We start from the raw sequence: 13,910 nt of genomic DNA, 5'->3' as shown, positions 1-13,910 counted from the left end.
GTAGTGTGCCCGCGCGCAGAACTCGCTCATCGCACGCGGTACGGACAATCCGATATGGGGAAGGCGGCAGAGGCATGACTGGCGATATCCAGACTCGTCAGCTGGAGTATCTCCTGGCCTTGTCCCGTGAACAACACTTTGCCCGCGCTGCCGCGGCCTGTGGGGTGAGCCAGCCGGCGCTATCTACCGCCATCCGCAAGCTCGAACTCGCACTCGGCGTAACGATCGTGCGGCGTCGTCAACGATTCGCTGGGTTGACACCTGAGGGACAACACCTCGTGGGATGGGCGCAGCATCTCCTTTCCGAGGAAGTCCACCTGCGAGACGACCTCAGCCGGATGAGACAGGGTCTCCCTGCCACATTGCGCATCGGGGTGATACTCGCCGCGGCTCCAGTCGCCCCACTGCTCACCTCATCGTTCTCCTCGATCCACAAGCTGGCTCGGATCCGTGTAGAAGTACTGCCGTGCCGAGCGATCATCCGAAAGCTCGCTAATTTCGAACTGGACGCCGGGCTGATCTACCTCACGTCGTGTCCTCCCGCTCACACCCGCTCTATCAGCCTCTACCAAGAGCGTTATCTACTGCTCGCCGCCGAGGGCGAATACGGGCACCGAGACGCCGTCACGTGGTCAGAAGCCGCGACGCAACCGATCTGCGCTCTGACCGCCGACGAGGAGAACCGAGACGTTCTCGAAGCAGTGCTCGCCCCAGCCGGCAGTAGCCGCCGAGGCCCAGTCTTGAGAGCCGACTCCATTGGTGCGGTCTACGCGCATGTTGCCACCGGCCGATGGTCCGGCATCGTGGCCCACACCTGGCTACACGGCCTTGGCCTACCTCCCAGCACCCGTGCTATCGCCCTAGCCGAGCCTAGCCCACATCCCACGGTCGCTCTCATGACAGTTGACCGCGTGCCGCCTTCGGCCGAGGCCAGCGATCTGGTTGAGGCGATGGCCGACCTCGATGTGTCCGGCGCACTCGACCAGTCAGTCGCCCAGCTGACATCGTCTAGCAATGCACCGGAGCCCTCTCATACTCACCAACGACCCTACCCATCGAGAGTCAGATACGAAACAGATTGATCACGAGGCGCGGGCGGAAACTTGGCACTCTCTCTGAGAAGTATTAACGACGTATTCGGCAATCTTTAGTTCGCACGTGTGCGCCTCGCTCTGGGAGGGTGAAGAATCCTTGCAGGAATGCTGTATTCCTGGCAGAGGTGAAGTAGTTCGGTTCCAGTGATGAGAGTGAGCGGTTTCCCGTTCGCCCAGGCGTAACTACTGGGGCCGAAGCCCCCGGTGGTGATGAGAAGTCCTTTCGTTGCTCCTTCGTGTTGGACGGCTCCGTAGAGATCTCTGACGGCGGTCGGCTGAACAGTGCCGACGTACCCGATACGTCAGCCAAGACCGGCGAGAGCGATCTCGAGGCGGAGAACCGCGAGCTCCGGAAGCGGACGAAACAGCTCGAGCAGGAGAATGAGATCTTGCGCCGCGCGCCAAACCCGTCTCTGACCGCGACTACGACGACGCTCACCTGATCAACGCCGCTCTCGACGTTCACCACGACGACCCCGAGTTCGGCTACCGCTACATCACCGACGAACTCGCCGACCAAGGCTGGATGGCCTCGCGCAACCGCCGCGTGAACAGGTTCTGCACGCTCCGACTGCTCTGGTCGGTCCATGCCCGCCGACGCGACCGCCACCGCAAGCCCGGCCCGCCAGTGAGTTGGCATCGCGGGCGTCGATGAGCCCTCGGACATTCAGTCGCCAGTTTCGCGCTCAGACCGGCACGACGCCGCTGAACTGGATGAATCGGCAGCGCGTTCGACTGGCGCAACGACTGTTGGAGCAGACCGACCATTCCTGCGAGCGAATCGGTGAACTCGTGGGCTTCGGATCGCCCACGGCCTTCCGGGAGCGCTTTCGGGAGATCGCCGGTGTCAGCCCGAGAGTCTACCGCGGCACGTTTCGCGCCCCGATGACCCACGCAGGGAGCGGCTACTGCGATGACTCCGTAGATGAGCACGAGTGGAACGATTGACAAGGCCCCTTTCGCACCTGTGATGAGTTCGATGCTGTCCGTCGCAAGGTCGAGCGCGATGCAGAGAGTGGCGATGCCGAAGCAGATTGACGTGGTTTGTGCGTTGACTGCACAGTGGTCGTATGGCGCGGAACTGGGGAAACTCGCTGATCAAGGGCCAGTCGCTTGATATGTCGGGAAACCTCAGAGCGATGAATTGTTTCTTTGTTTTGCGGTAGGAAACCCTCTCGCTAGAGTGGCGTGTCTCCAGTCAGAGTCCATGTGATCGGGGATACTCTTCTTGAGATTGCTCGTCGTTCGATAGTTCTCGTTGTGCACGTGTTCTGGCGGTGCGGGTTCGAATCTCAGCCAATTTCGGTGGCCGCTTTTGACTGCGGTCGCTGCTTCGTCCATTTGCTGCCTGCTCATCTTCGTGAGGTCTCGACTGGTTTGCATGGTCAGTACATCACCCCTCGAACCCGAGGCGATATTGCCTAGCGATCGGGGCTCGCAATACCTCAGCCGAGGCTTCGCGGAAGCGGTCACTCAACTCGGTATCCGACCGTCGATGGGCCGAGTCGGATCATGTTCCGATAAGGTGCTAGCCGAATCGTTCAATGGCGCGCCTCACCGAGCTACAATCATGCGCTCCAGCTGGGGCGGTCGAGGCGAGGCAGCGACAATCGTACCTTGCCGTGCTTGTGTTGTCGGCATACGTGGAGCAGGCTTTCGCCACTGAGCTGCTTGCTTACGGGAGCTCCCGCCTGGGCTATCTGCTGAGGGAGCAGGTGGGGCGGGTCTCGGAGTTCCTGGATGCACTGAATCGGGTCTTTGCCGGGGCACCGCCATCGATCCGGACGTGGTCGCCCAGTTGCTCGCGCGCACCCGCTCGAACAGTCTCCTGATGAGGCTGAACCACGGTGGGTGCCCCACGTGGTCGACCACGTGGGACACCCACCGTGACGTCGGAACGATGGGGCGCTGACCCCTTGGTGAGGTGGTTTAGCTGTCAGATTCCCAGGTGGACGTGCTTACCGACCAGCGGCTGAACTTGCCGTCGCGCACGGTCAGGATTTCGAGTCCGAAGATCTGGATTTCTTTGCCGGTGGTGGCGTCGGTCCAGCTGCCGGTCCAGGATGCCGCGAACTGAGGTGGGCTGAGTACTTCTACCTGCTTCGACAGTCGATAATCGCGAATGTTGGCGAGTCGCTCCTTGAGCATCTTGCGAAGATTTTCTTTCCCGGTGAACGGGGGGAGCGGTGCGTAGCGGACCTCGACGTCATCGGTGAAGTCCTCCACGATTGTGTCGATGTCACCTTCGGCGAAGAGCTTCTCGTACCGTTTCAGTGCGGCGGTCACCGACGATTCGGTGAGTTCGTCCGTTGTCGTTATCGCGGTCATCGTCGTGTCTCCTAGTGGCTGCGCAGTTGCGAGCGTGTCGTCGGGGTCAGTCTCAGAGTCTGGGGTGGCCTGATCAGCTGGCTGGTGAGTCTGGGATACACGTCCTCCTTCCATGGTTTCCCGAGTGCGGTCAGGAAATCGTGATATTTATTCAGGTCCGCGAATCCGGTGAAGGTGATGAAGACGTTTTGGTTTTCGCGGACTGGTAGGACTGGGAAGTCGTTCGGGCTGTGGTTCGTCTCGAACATCCCGAGGAAGTGGGCGCCGGCTTTCTGGACGGCGGGCACCGCCACGGTCTCATAGAAATCCATGAACGTGGCCGTGTGGGTTTTGTCGAGATGATGGATCGTCACGATCACGACATCGTTCGGAGTGTCCGATTCGATGGCCGGTCTCTGGGCGGCGTCATCGAGGGCGAAGCCGGTGTCCGGGCGAACCGGCTTGAGCAGCAGCACGTCGGTGTGGTCGATCAACAGTGACCGAACTGTGTCGCCGTGGGTTATCCACGCAGGCGCTTCGTTGTAGAACGTTTCCAATGCCTTTTTGCGGGTGATCATGTCGGGGAAGCCGCGTAGCCAGATGAAACGGTTCGGGTCCCCGAGATCGCGGAACTGGCCGACGATCCGCGCGCCCGCCGCTTCCTGAGGGCCGATGAACTCGCGGTCGAACAGCTCGATGAACGTGTCTCTGGCTCCGGGCAGAAACGTGTACTGCCGCAGCTCGAGGACTGGACTGCTGAGTCCGCTCGCCGGTCGCGGGGGACTGAGGGTGCCTGCTGGGACGGTTGCCATGATCTCTGCTTTCTTAGCTACAGGTTGACCTGTCTGTAGTACAGACCGGTCGACCTGTTTTGTCAAGGTGATAGCCTGCTGCCATGGCACCTGCGGGTACAGACGTCGACGCCACGGTGGATGGATCAACGGCACCGGAGCGACGTCGCACCAGGAATCCCGTCGCTGTGCGGCGGAAGATCCTCGATGCCGCCATGGGCGCGTTCCAGATGCACGGCTACCACTCGACCTCCACCAGCGAGGTCATGCGGCTGGCGGGCGTGACCAGCGGTGGCTTCCACCACCATTTCCCGACGAAGAAGTCGCTCGGGCTGGCCGTCATCCAGGACCGCGTCGCGCAGGCCATCGAGCGAACGTGGATACAGCCGGTGATTTCCGCTCGTACCGCGACCGCGGGGATTCTGACCGTACTCGACCAGATCGCCGAGTCCATAGAAACGGATGAGACGATTCTCGGCTGCCCGTTGAACAATCTGACACTGGAACTCGCCGCCGCGCCGGACGCCGACTTCCGCAAGGCGCTCCATGCCGTGTTCGAACAGTGGCACTCGGCGATCGAGGACAAACTACGGGCCGACCAGGCTGAGGGCTATCTGACGGGAATCGACCCCGGCCAGCTGGCCGTCTTCGTCATAGGGGCCTACTCGGGTGCTATGTCGATGGCGAAAGCCAGCCAGAGCACGGCGCCTCTGAGAGCGTGCGCGCAGCAGTGCAGACAGCTCCTTGAGTCGAGTACACCTCAAGATCGACTGATGTCAGGTTCGATGACGTCGCCTGAGTGACTTCGACTCGGGTCCCGTTTCATGCCGGTGCTCGGCGCGGTCTGTCGCAAACGGTTTTGTGGTAACGAACTGATTTCTGCGCACCGGTGGTGTTCGTGCCCCCACCGTTCCGACGACCTGACCCGCCACCGGCGCCGCCGTGGGCGCATCGGCCGGGCAGGCTGGCACTGCGGCTGACGCCGTGCGACGTCCTCGCCCGGGTCGCTCCAGCGGGACAACGGGCCGCGCAGGGCGAAGTCGAGCTCGCTCAACGGCTCGCCGAGCTCGGGGCTCCGGTGGGTCTCCTGGAGCCTCGGGTGGAACCGAGGTTGTATACACGCGACGGCTTCGCGGTGACCTGTGGACCTTTTACGAGCCGGTGAGACCTCACGTCTCACCGGTCGACTACGCCGAGGCGCTGCAGTGGTTGCACGCCGGCATGCGCAGGGTCGATGTGCCGGGCCCGAGCTTCTTGGATCGAATCACGGAGGCGCGACAGGTCGTCGCCGACCCGGAGCTCTCGCCGGACCTCGCCGATGCGGACCGGGTGTTTTCTCGGCGGCAGGCTGGCGAGCCTGCGTCAGGCGATCGAGGACCGCGGCGCCGTGGAGCAGTTGCTGCACGGCGAGCCGCACTCGGGCAATGTGCTCAGCACGAAGATCGGCCCGTTGTTCATCGACCTGGAGACGCGCTGTCGTGGACCCGTCGAGTTCGACCTGGCGCACGCTCCCGAAGATGTCTGCGAGCACTATCCGAACGTCGACCGAGGGGTGCTCGACGACTGTCGACAGCTCGTCCTTGCGATGTTCGCGGCATGGCGGTGGGAGCGTGGCGACCAGTTCCCGAATGGGAGGCGATTCGGAGAAGAGTTTCTCCGTGTCCTGCGGGCGGGTGCGCCCTGGCCGACCTTCGCCGTCACCTTCACTCTCCGGACCGCGCCGGAATCGGACACGCTGCGCGACCTCGACAAGCTCACGCTCATCGAGCGATTCCGATAGACGACACGGGTCGCTAGACAGCCCAGGCCCCAGGCGGCGCGGTCAGTCAAGGTCTTGGGTTTCTCCTCGGTGATGATGTCGGCCAGCAGGGTGAAGCTGTGTTGTGCCTGGTTGGCGTTGCCGAACTGGCGGTGGGCGAGCGTGGCTTCCTTCGTCGCTCATCAGTCGTGGTGTGCCGGCGGCTTCGGCCATGAGCTGCATGTGGCATGCGCGGTTCATGGTGATGAACCACCAGACGGCTTCCTCGACGGTCCGGCCGACGGTGAGTAGGCCGTGGTGGCACAGGATCGCGGCTTTGCGCATGCCCATCTGTGCCGCGATCGTTTCGCCTTCGAACTTCGCCCAGATCGTCGGCGAGTGCCTGCGCTCCGCCAACTGCGGGTCCGAGAGACGGTTGTGGACGGACAGGACTACGCCGTATCCGCTTTCATCGGCCTGTTGCGCGGTGAGAACGTCGGATAGATGATCGCCCGCCTCACCCGTCCTGGGCTATTCGCCCGATCGACCGTTTCGGCTAGCGCTTCGATGAGTGGCGATCCATCGACCGCAGGAGGCGATCAGCGCGTAGCGGTGACCGGTCTGGCGAGAAACCGCAGCACGCCCCGAACGACGAGCTCGACACACATGCTGACCGAGGCGAGGTCGACCCACTCGTCGGCACTGTGGAGGTTGCCCCCGACTGGTCCGAGTACCACTGACGGTGCCCAGCCGCCGCCCTGCACGATCTTCGCGTCGCACACCATGGTTCCCGCACGGGTTCGCGCACCGGGGCAGCCGGATGCGGCGAGGTCGTCGGCGAAGGCGACGACCAGGGGGTGGTCGGCGGCCAGCTCTCCGCCGCGGTGTCCTCCAGGCCGCACGCGCACTGTGACGGGCAGCCCGTCGGGTTCGGCGACCCGCCGCACCGCCTCCTGTAGCGCTGCTTCGGCCTGATCCTGTGTCTCGTCGGGCAGCACGCCCATGAGGCCTTCGAGGTGTCCGTGGCCGGCCCGGGTGGCCAGCCAGTCGCCGGAGGTCATCGTGACATTGACGAATCCGGGCAGGTCGTCGTCGGAGTAGCCGCCGGCTCGGTGGGCCGTGGCGGTGCGGGCCTGTTCGAGCTGGTCGAGGGCAACGGCGATACGGGCGATCGTAGGGGTGGCGCTCGTGCCCCACGAGCGGCGCAGCATCCCGCCGGAGCGGCCTGTGACGTCGATGTCGAATGCCTGGATCCCGACGTGACGGTGCACCACCTGCAGGTCGGTCGGCTCGGTGAACACCGCGGCGTCCGGGACGTATCCGCGATGCATAGTGGCGAGGGTGCCGTTGCCTCCTGTCTCCTCCTCGGGAACGACCGCGAACAGTACGGTGCCGGGTCCGGACCAGGTCTCCGCGAGGTAGCGGAACGCGAGGGCCGCGGCGACGATCCCTGCTTTCATGTCCATCGCGCCGCGCCCGATCATCAGCCCATCGCGCTCGTGGGGGACGAACGGCGAGCCGGTCCAGTCGTCGGCATCGGCGGGGACGACGTCGACGTGGCCGTTGAGCATCACGGTCGGTCCGTCGCCGCGGCGCAGCGTGTAGACGACGGTCTCGATCTCGTCGAGAACTTCGGCGTAGGCGGGGTCGCGCTCGACGAGCGGGATGTGCAGCAGTTGGCTGTCGACGGGTGAGGCCAGGCCCGCGATCGCGTCCCAGTCCGGGACCCAGCGGTCGCGGCCCACGTCCGGGTGGGAGCCGACAATGGTCTCGACCATGTCCAGCGCGGCGTTCTGCACGAGCGATGCGGGCAGGCTCCGCAGGGTGAGTAGGTCGCCGAGCATCTCCCGGATCGGCGGGGCGCCGGCGAGCCATGCCCGTACGTCGGCACGGATGTCCGTGCCGTCCGGGGCGTCGGTCGTCGGGTGTGTGCGCGGTCCGGGCGCGGACATGGCGACTCCAGTGCAGGACGGATCGGGCCGGCGTGGGTGGGCGGTCGCGCATCGGGGAGCGGTCGGTGACCCGCTCGGTTGCCCACCTACTCCAGGGTGAACTTGAACTTGTCGTGCTCGGGGTGCAGACAGGACTGGTCGACCGGTGCGTCCGGGTCGGCGAGGAACTTGCGGATCATCGTGCGGGCGCACGCACTACCTTCGAACACTCCGTGTGTGGCGTTCGGGATGATGCTGAGCTGGCCCTTCGGGAACCGCGCCGCGGCCGCCTTGGCCACAGCTGCCGGGCAGCCGGGGTCGATCTCGGCGGCGAGGAACAACGTGGGCAGCTCGCTGCTCACCGGCTGGGCCTCGACCGGGTCCGGCGGCCCGACCGGATAGTCGCGGCAGACCTGGAAGTAGCGGCCCATGGAGCTCACCAGCAGCCGCGTCACCGGGTCGCGCTGCGCGCGCTGTCGCATGGTGGCCTCGTTCTCGAACGGGATCTCCTCTTTGCACAGGTGTGTGAGGTGCTGTGCCTCGTGGTAGCTGGAACGTTCGGCCCGGTGGGTGTCCAGCTCGGCCATGTTCCCGGTGCTGAACCTGGCCGCGGTGGCGGGCAGGGCGCGTGCCCCTGTTGCGCTGTAGGCGGCGTCCATCAGGAACGCGCCGAGGTCGTCGGCGGTGTAGGTCTTGCCGTTGACCGTCTGGGGTCCGCCGAGCAGCTTGTTCGCCAGTGTGTCCAGCTGCGCCGCGGCCGTCGGGTACCGGCTCTGGCAGGCCGGGTCGGCCGCGCACCGGTTGAAGATTTCCCGCACCGCGTCGGAGACCATCGCCGGGCCGTTCTCGGCCCAGGTGGCCTCGGGTGTCCACGGCGAGTCGAGCACGACGGCGCGAACGCCGTCAGGTGCGTGCTTGACCGCGGCGAGCGCGATCCGGGTGCCGTAGGAGATGCCGAACAGGTCGATCCGGTCCAGCTTCAGCGCGGTCCGCAGGTCCTGGATGTCCTTGACCACCTCCTCGGCGTTGTACCGGGACAGGTCGACGCCGGAGGCACGCAGCCGGCCCGCGCAGGCCGTGAGCTGGCCGGCTGCGGCGTCGGTCAGCGGACCGGCGTCGGTCAGTGCCACCGCGCCGCAGTCCAGCGCGGGCGCGGAGAGACCGGCGCCGCGCTGGTCGAAGAAGATCCAGTCCTGGTCGAGCGCGATCAGCTCGCGGCCACCGGCGTCGCGTAGCTGGTCGCCGAGGTTCTCCACCGCCGCGGCGCCAGGGCCGCCGTGCAGGTAGACGACCGGGACCGCGCCGGGCTTCGGTGCGCTGGCCCGCACGATCGTCACCGGCAGTGCGACCTGGCGTGTACTCGGTCCGCCCCGGGTCTCCGGCACGACCAGCGTGCCGCACTCGATCTTGTTGGTCAGCCCGGTGTAGTCACCGGCGCAGGCGCCGGGCCGGAACACCGACTCCGGCGACGGTGCGGGTGTCGGCCCCGAGCACGCCATGGCAGCCACCAGCACCACCGCGAGCATCGCCCCCAGCAACAACCGCATGAATCTCCTCCTGGCCAGTTGGACCTGCTTCAGCGGCGACTGCATCGCGCAGCTGTAGCGGCCGATGATGTTTTCGTAGAACGGCACACCCACCGCGATCAGCGCGGCGGCGGGGAGTGGACGGTCAGGCGGTGACCCGCTCGATGTAGCGGCTCAGGAAGCTTGGGCGGTCCACCTCGAATGCGACGCGCACGGTCGGGGTCGAGCGATCCCAGCGCCGCGCCTCGCTCTTCTGCCCTCGGCGGCGGTCGCCGACCGTCATACCCCGGGTGATGGTGCCGGTGAGCTCCACGCGCATCGGGATGGTCTCCTCGCGGGTGATCAGCTCGGGGTGCGCGACGACGGCGACGGTCAGCGGCGAGTGCATCGCGCAGCTGTAGCGGCCGATGATGTTCTCGTAGAACGACATGTAGGACGGCACCCCCGCCGCAATCAGCTCGGCGGCGGGGCTCGACGACGCGCGGACGGCGGCGAGGTGCTCCTCCTCGAAGATCGTGTGGTCGGTGACGTCGAGCCCGATCTGCAGGAACTCCCATCCCTGCGCGATGCACAGTGCAAGGGCCTCGGGGTCGTGCTTCGCGTCGGCCTCGGCGACAGGCGTCTCGTTGCCGGGCACGGAGACCGCTCCGCCCATCCACACGATGCGCGGCAGCTTCCGAGGTAGTTGCGGGTCGAGCAGCAGGGCGAGTGCGAGGTTGGTGATGGGTCCGAGGCCGATCCAGGTCAGCTCGCCGGGATGGCGGTCGGCCAGGTCAACGATCAGCTGTGCGGCGGTGACGTCGACGAGGTCGCGGAAGTCGGGGTCGGGCAGGAAGGCGTTGCCGAAGCCGTCCTCGCCGTGGATCTCGGGGTTGAAGATCGGCTCCGTACCGCCGACGGCGCGGGCAGCACCCTTGGCCAGCGGGGCCCGGCAGCCGAGGCGCTCCATGATCACCGCGGTGTTGCGGGTGACCTTGTCGACGTCGACGTTGCCGAAGCTCGTGGTCACGCCGACGATGTCGAGCTCGGGGGAGAGGATTCCGTAGATCAGACCCATGCCGTCGTCGACGCCGGTGTCGGTGTCGACGACGACCTTGACGGGGTTCGCGGCGGTGGGCTTCAGGGCGGGGGCGCTCATCGGTGCTCCTCGGAGGACGGTCCGGATGGTGGGTCAGGCGTCGACGGGTTCGAGCGCGACGACCCGTGCGGGTGAGCCGTCCAGCCCGGCGAGCGGGAGCGGCAGACAGACGATGTAGGTGACCGCGCTCAGCGCTGCAACGCCCGTGAGGCACTCGGCGACGAGAATGTCCGCGCCGAGCAGTCGGTGGTGGGTCTGATGCAGGTGGGTGAGGCTGGGGGTGGGCGTGTCGAGGCCGACGAACTCGACGTCGCAGTCGAGCAGCAGCTCGACGGCGTCGAGCTCGAGCTCGGGGAAGCCGGTCCAGTAGCCCGGCGTGCCCAGCCTCGCGGAGGTCCCGGTGCGGACGACGAGGCGCCGCGTCGTGCGCAGGTCGTCGATGCGGGCCGAGAGGTCGGCCGCGGTGACGGCGCCGGAACTTCCGGCGTCGACGACCGCGGCCGACCCGATGCCCTTGGCGAGATCGAGTTTCTCGATCGTCGTGCCGCCGCCGATGAAATGCGACGGCGCATCGACGTGCGTGCCGAGCTGGCTGAACAGACTGACGTTCCACATCTCGACGCCGCCGTCGGCGAGGGTCGAGAACCGGGTGAACGCGGCTGATGGCTCGCCGGGGTAGGCGTCCATCCCGTCAACCAGCGGGATGGTCAAGTCGATGATCTTCATGGGCACACCCGACAACGGGGCGGCGGTGCGCCACGAGGGGCGTGCGTCGGACTCCATGGCCGGAAGACTACGGACAACTGGTAATACCGGTCAACCCAATCTTGGCGGTCGCAACCGCTGGCTTCGGAGTCGGACTCACAGACGCTCCAGTGCCCATTCCGCGTTCGCCGCGGACAGCCCGCCGTCCACGGCGACGAGCGCACCGGTCATGAATCCGGCCAGTGGGCTGGCCAGGAAGGCGACGACGGGGCCGACGTCCTCCGGCTCCCCGACCCGTCCGGCCGGGTAGAGCGCCGTCTGGCGCCTCCGGGCCTGCTCGGGGTCGGGACTCGCGTCCCACGCTCGTGTCGTCAGCGGGGTTCTGATCGCCCCCGGCAGCACGGCGTTGACCCGGATCCGCCCTGCGTACTCCAGGGCGGTGGTCCGTGTCAGGTTCACGATGGCGGCCTTGGTGAGCGTGTAGGCCGCGAGTGCCGGGTCGCCGGTCACGCCCAGCACCGACGCCATGTTCACGATCGACGAGCCCGTCGCCGCTCGGGCAGCGAAATCCCTGGTCAGCGAGGCGGCAGCGGCGACGTTGACCGAAAGCAGGCGGGCGATCTGCTCGTCGGTGGTCTCGGCCAGGCGCAGCTCCAGCTGCAACGCGGCGTTGTTGACCAGCAGGACCGGACCGTCGGTCCCCAGCGTGTCGAGGGCGTGGGCGCGCACCGCTGGGTCGGTGACATCGCCGGTGACGACACGGTCGGGCCGGGCCGTGGCCGGCTCGACCAGGTCGAGCGAGACCACGAAGGCGCCGGCCTGCTGCAAGGCGGACACGCAGCCCGCCCCGATACCGGCGGCGCCGCCGGTGACCAGGGCGCGCACGCCCGACAGGGAGATGCTCAGCACGAGGCCTCCTGGCTGTGGGGGGACGTGGCGACGACGACGCGAATGCTTTCGCCGACCGCGGACAGGAACCGGTCGACATCATCGTCGGTCACCGCGGTGGACAGGCAGCCGGTCCCGCGCGGCATGATCAGGAATCCCCTGTTCAGCAGCTCGAGCCGGATGTCGGCGAGAAGCTCGACATCGGCACTGCGCAGCGCGCGGTAGCTGGTCACCGGCTCGGCGGACATGGCCAGGTTGAACATCGAGCCGAGCCCGCTGACGTAACCGGGCAGTCCGGCGTCGGCCAATGCGGAGCGCAGCCCTGCGCGCAGCCGCCCGGTGCGACGGTCGAGCTCGTCGTAGACGTCGGCCCCGAAGAGGTCCATCGCCGCACGCCCCGCGGCCAACGACGGTGGGGTGGCGGTGAACGTGCCGGTCTGGATCACTCGGTCCGCGCCGGTAAGAGTGGCCATGGCGGCGGCGCGGCCGCCGAACGCGGCCAGGGGGAAGCCCCCGCCCATGATCTTCCCGACGGTGACCAGGTCGGGGGTGTGGTCCCAGGTCATGTGCGCCCCACCGACTCGGGCGCGCAACGCCTGGATCTCGTCGACCAGCACGAGCGCGCCGGCGGCGCGGGCCGCGGTGAAGATCGCGTCGACGAAGGGCTGTTCGGCGGTGATCAGTCCGGCGTTGCCGAGGAAGGGTTCGAGGACGACGACCGCGATCTCGTCGCCCCAGCGTGCGAACGCCGTGTGCACCGACGCGGGGTCGTTGTAGACGCCGGTCACGGTGGTGGTCGGTTCGAGTCCGGCCGAGGCCGGACGGGCCGGGACCGCGGTGCCCGGTGCCAGCGGCGCGCGGGTTGCGATGTCCTGGGTGACTTCGTTGTGCGAGCCGTGGAAGCCGCCCTCGAACTTGAGGACGCGGACGCGTCCGGTGTGTGCGCGGGCGACCCGAACGGCGAGCCCGACGGCCTCCGACCCGGTCGTCGTGAAGTGCAGAGTCTCCATCGCGGGGATGCGTCGCCGCAGCTCAGCGGCATACTCGGCCTCGAGGACGTGCGCCGTGCCGACCGCGCTGGACCGGCGCAGCTCGGCGGTCGCGGCCTCGAGTGTCGGCACGTGCCCGTGACCGTGCGGCAGGCTGGTGAAGTTGTTGACCAGGTCGAGGTAGGTGTTCCCGTCTACGTCGGTGAGGTGGGCGCCGGCGGCCTCGGCCGTCGCGAACGGGTAGGGCTCGAACGCGAGGGTGTTGCGCGAGACGCCCCCCGGCACGATCCGGCAGGCCTTCTCGTGCAGGGCACGTGATGTCGGTGTCCGGTCCTCGTAGCGCTGCAGCGCCCTGTGGCGGGCCGGGTTGAGTGTGGTCTCCACGACGACTCCCAGTGTTCGGAACTGTCAATACGGCGGGGGTGACTTGCGGTGATGCCGCCAAGCGTGCGGTAATACTGGTTATACCAGTTGCGCCTGACTGGTTCATCCCGCCGAGACGGTGGGATGCAGCCGATCGCCGCGGACCGGCGACACGACCCCCCGTTACCTTCTTCGTGGCTCCTGATCAAGGAGCTCCGGTCGCCAGGCCCGGTATGACTTACACCCCCAGTCGCACGCATGATCCGGGGGGTGGTGTCACCGGGTCTGGTGGCATCGGTGGACCGCTAATAGGGACACGGCCACCCTCTGGGTAGGTCTCTTCGTAACGTGGCTGCCGGCTGTCGATGCTGACTGGTGACCGGCACATTCGGTAGGAGAGACGGTACGCACGTGGACAACGGTTACGAGGTGTTCCTCGGCCTGGACGTCGGCAAGGGTGCCCACCACGCTGTCGGTCTAGACCTGGCTGGGAAGCGGCT

At 66.7% G+C, this 13,910-nt stretch carries 13 protein-coding genes and 1 pseudogene; 4 read left to right on the top strand and 10 right to left on the bottom strand.

What is annotated here, in order from left to right; all coding sequences use genetic code 11:
- Positions 1-74 precede the first annotated feature (74 nt).
- Entirely contained in the window at positions 75-1,082 is a 1,008-nt protein-coding gene (locus G406_RS59765) for a LysR family transcriptional regulator (protein WP_084216227.1), read from the top strand.
- Positions 1,083-1,147: 65 nt separating this feature from the next.
- Here G406_RS59765 and G406_RS55910 read toward each other — a convergent pair whose 3' ends face one another.
- Complete coding sequence (locus G406_RS55910) at positions 1,148-1,393, bottom strand: restriction endonuclease (RefSeq protein WP_084216240.1); 246 nt, start codon at positions 1,391-1,393, stop codon at positions 1,148-1,150.
- Positions 1,394-1,727: 334 nt separating this feature from the next.
- Between G406_RS55910 and G406_RS48285 the strand changes: the two genes are divergently transcribed.
- Positions 1,728-2,042, top strand: coding sequence for a helix-turn-helix domain-containing protein (locus tag G406_RS48285; protein WP_281172484.1), 315 nt, complete (start codon positions 1,728-1,730; stop codon positions 2,040-2,042).
- Positions 2,043-3,023: 981 nt separating this feature from the next.
- Here the strand turns inward: G406_RS48285 and G406_RS48280 are convergent.
- Both G406_RS48280 and G406_RS0120065 read right to left on the bottom strand, forming a co-directional pair.
- Positions 3,024-3,422: a nuclear transport factor 2 family protein gene (locus G406_RS48280; protein WP_037077517.1), complete on the bottom strand. Its 399-nt coding sequence runs from the start codon at positions 3,420-3,422 to the stop codon at positions 3,024-3,026.
- Positions 3,423-3,433: 11 nt separating this feature from the next.
- Complete coding sequence (locus G406_RS0120065) at positions 3,434-4,213, bottom strand: NIPSNAP family protein (protein WP_028935198.1); 780 nt, start codon at positions 4,211-4,213, stop codon at positions 3,434-3,436.
- 83 nt (positions 4,214-4,296) lie between these two features.
- On the opposite strand from G406_RS0120065, the gene G406_RS48275 reads away from it, so the two are divergent.
- Together G406_RS48275 and G406_RS58435 are read left to right on the top strand one after the other, a co-directional pair.
- Complete coding sequence (locus G406_RS48275; protein WP_084216224.1) at positions 4,297-4,995, top strand: TetR/AcrR family transcriptional regulator; 699 nt, start codon at positions 4,297-4,299, stop codon at positions 4,993-4,995.
- 515 nt (positions 4,996-5,510) lie between these two features.
- Complete coding sequence (locus tag G406_RS58435; protein ID WP_211241214.1) at positions 5,511-5,972, top strand: phosphotransferase family protein; 462 nt, start codon at positions 5,511-5,513, stop codon at positions 5,970-5,972.
- 42 nt (positions 5,973-6,014) lie between these two features.
- Here the strand turns inward: G406_RS58435 and G406_RS55895 are convergent.
- The 7 genes and pseudogenes from G406_RS55895 to G406_RS0120025 all read right to left on the bottom strand — a co-directional run.
- Positions 6,015-6,386, bottom strand: a pseudogene (locus tag G406_RS55895) (class II aldolase/adducin family protein); the annotation flags it as partial.
- Positions 6,387-6,529: 143 nt separating this feature from the next.
- Entirely contained in the window at positions 6,530-7,882 is a 1,353-nt protein-coding gene (locus tag G406_RS0120050) for a M20/M25/M40 family metallo-hydrolase (protein WP_028935197.1), read from the bottom strand.
- An 86-nt stretch (positions 7,883-7,968) separates the two neighbouring features.
- On the bottom strand, positions 7,969-9,495 hold the full coding sequence (locus G406_RS0120045; RefSeq protein ID WP_211241213.1) for an alpha/beta fold hydrolase: 1,527 nt from the start codon (positions 9,493-9,495) through the stop codon (positions 7,969-7,971).
- A 37-nt stretch (positions 9,496-9,532) separates the two neighbouring features.
- Positions 9,533-10,525, bottom strand: coding sequence for a nucleoside hydrolase (locus G406_RS0120040; protein ID WP_051342394.1), 993 nt, complete (start codon positions 10,523-10,525; stop codon positions 9,533-9,535).
- Positions 10,526-10,558: 33 nt separating this feature from the next.
- Entirely contained in the window at positions 10,559-11,248 is a 690-nt protein-coding gene (locus tag G406_RS0120035) for a cyclase family protein (RefSeq protein WP_028935194.1), read from the bottom strand.
- Between the two features lie 78 nt (positions 11,249-11,326).
- Positions 11,327-12,079 carry an SDR family NAD(P)-dependent oxidoreductase gene (locus tag G406_RS48265; RefSeq protein WP_051342393.1) on the bottom strand — a complete coding sequence of 251 codons (753 nt, stop codon included), beginning with the start codon at positions 12,077-12,079 and terminating at the stop codon, positions 11,327-11,329.
- Positions 12,073-13,431 carry an aspartate aminotransferase family protein gene (locus tag G406_RS0120025; protein ID WP_028935193.1) on the bottom strand — a complete coding sequence of 453 codons (1,359 nt, stop codon included), beginning with the start codon at positions 13,429-13,431 and terminating at the stop codon, positions 12,073-12,075. Before G406_RS0120025 ends, G406_RS48265 begins: the two co-directional genes overlap by 7 nt.
- Positions 13,432-13,910 lie beyond the last annotated feature (479 nt).

This window comes from Actinospineispora spinosispora DSM 44797 (assembly GCF_000429025.1).
Lineage (GTDB): Bacteria > Actinomycetota > Actinomycetes > Mycobacteriales > Pseudonocardiaceae > Pseudonocardia > Pseudonocardia spinosispora.
Note: the sequence above shows the minus strand (reverse complement) of the source record. Positions and strands in the feature narration are given on the sequence as shown.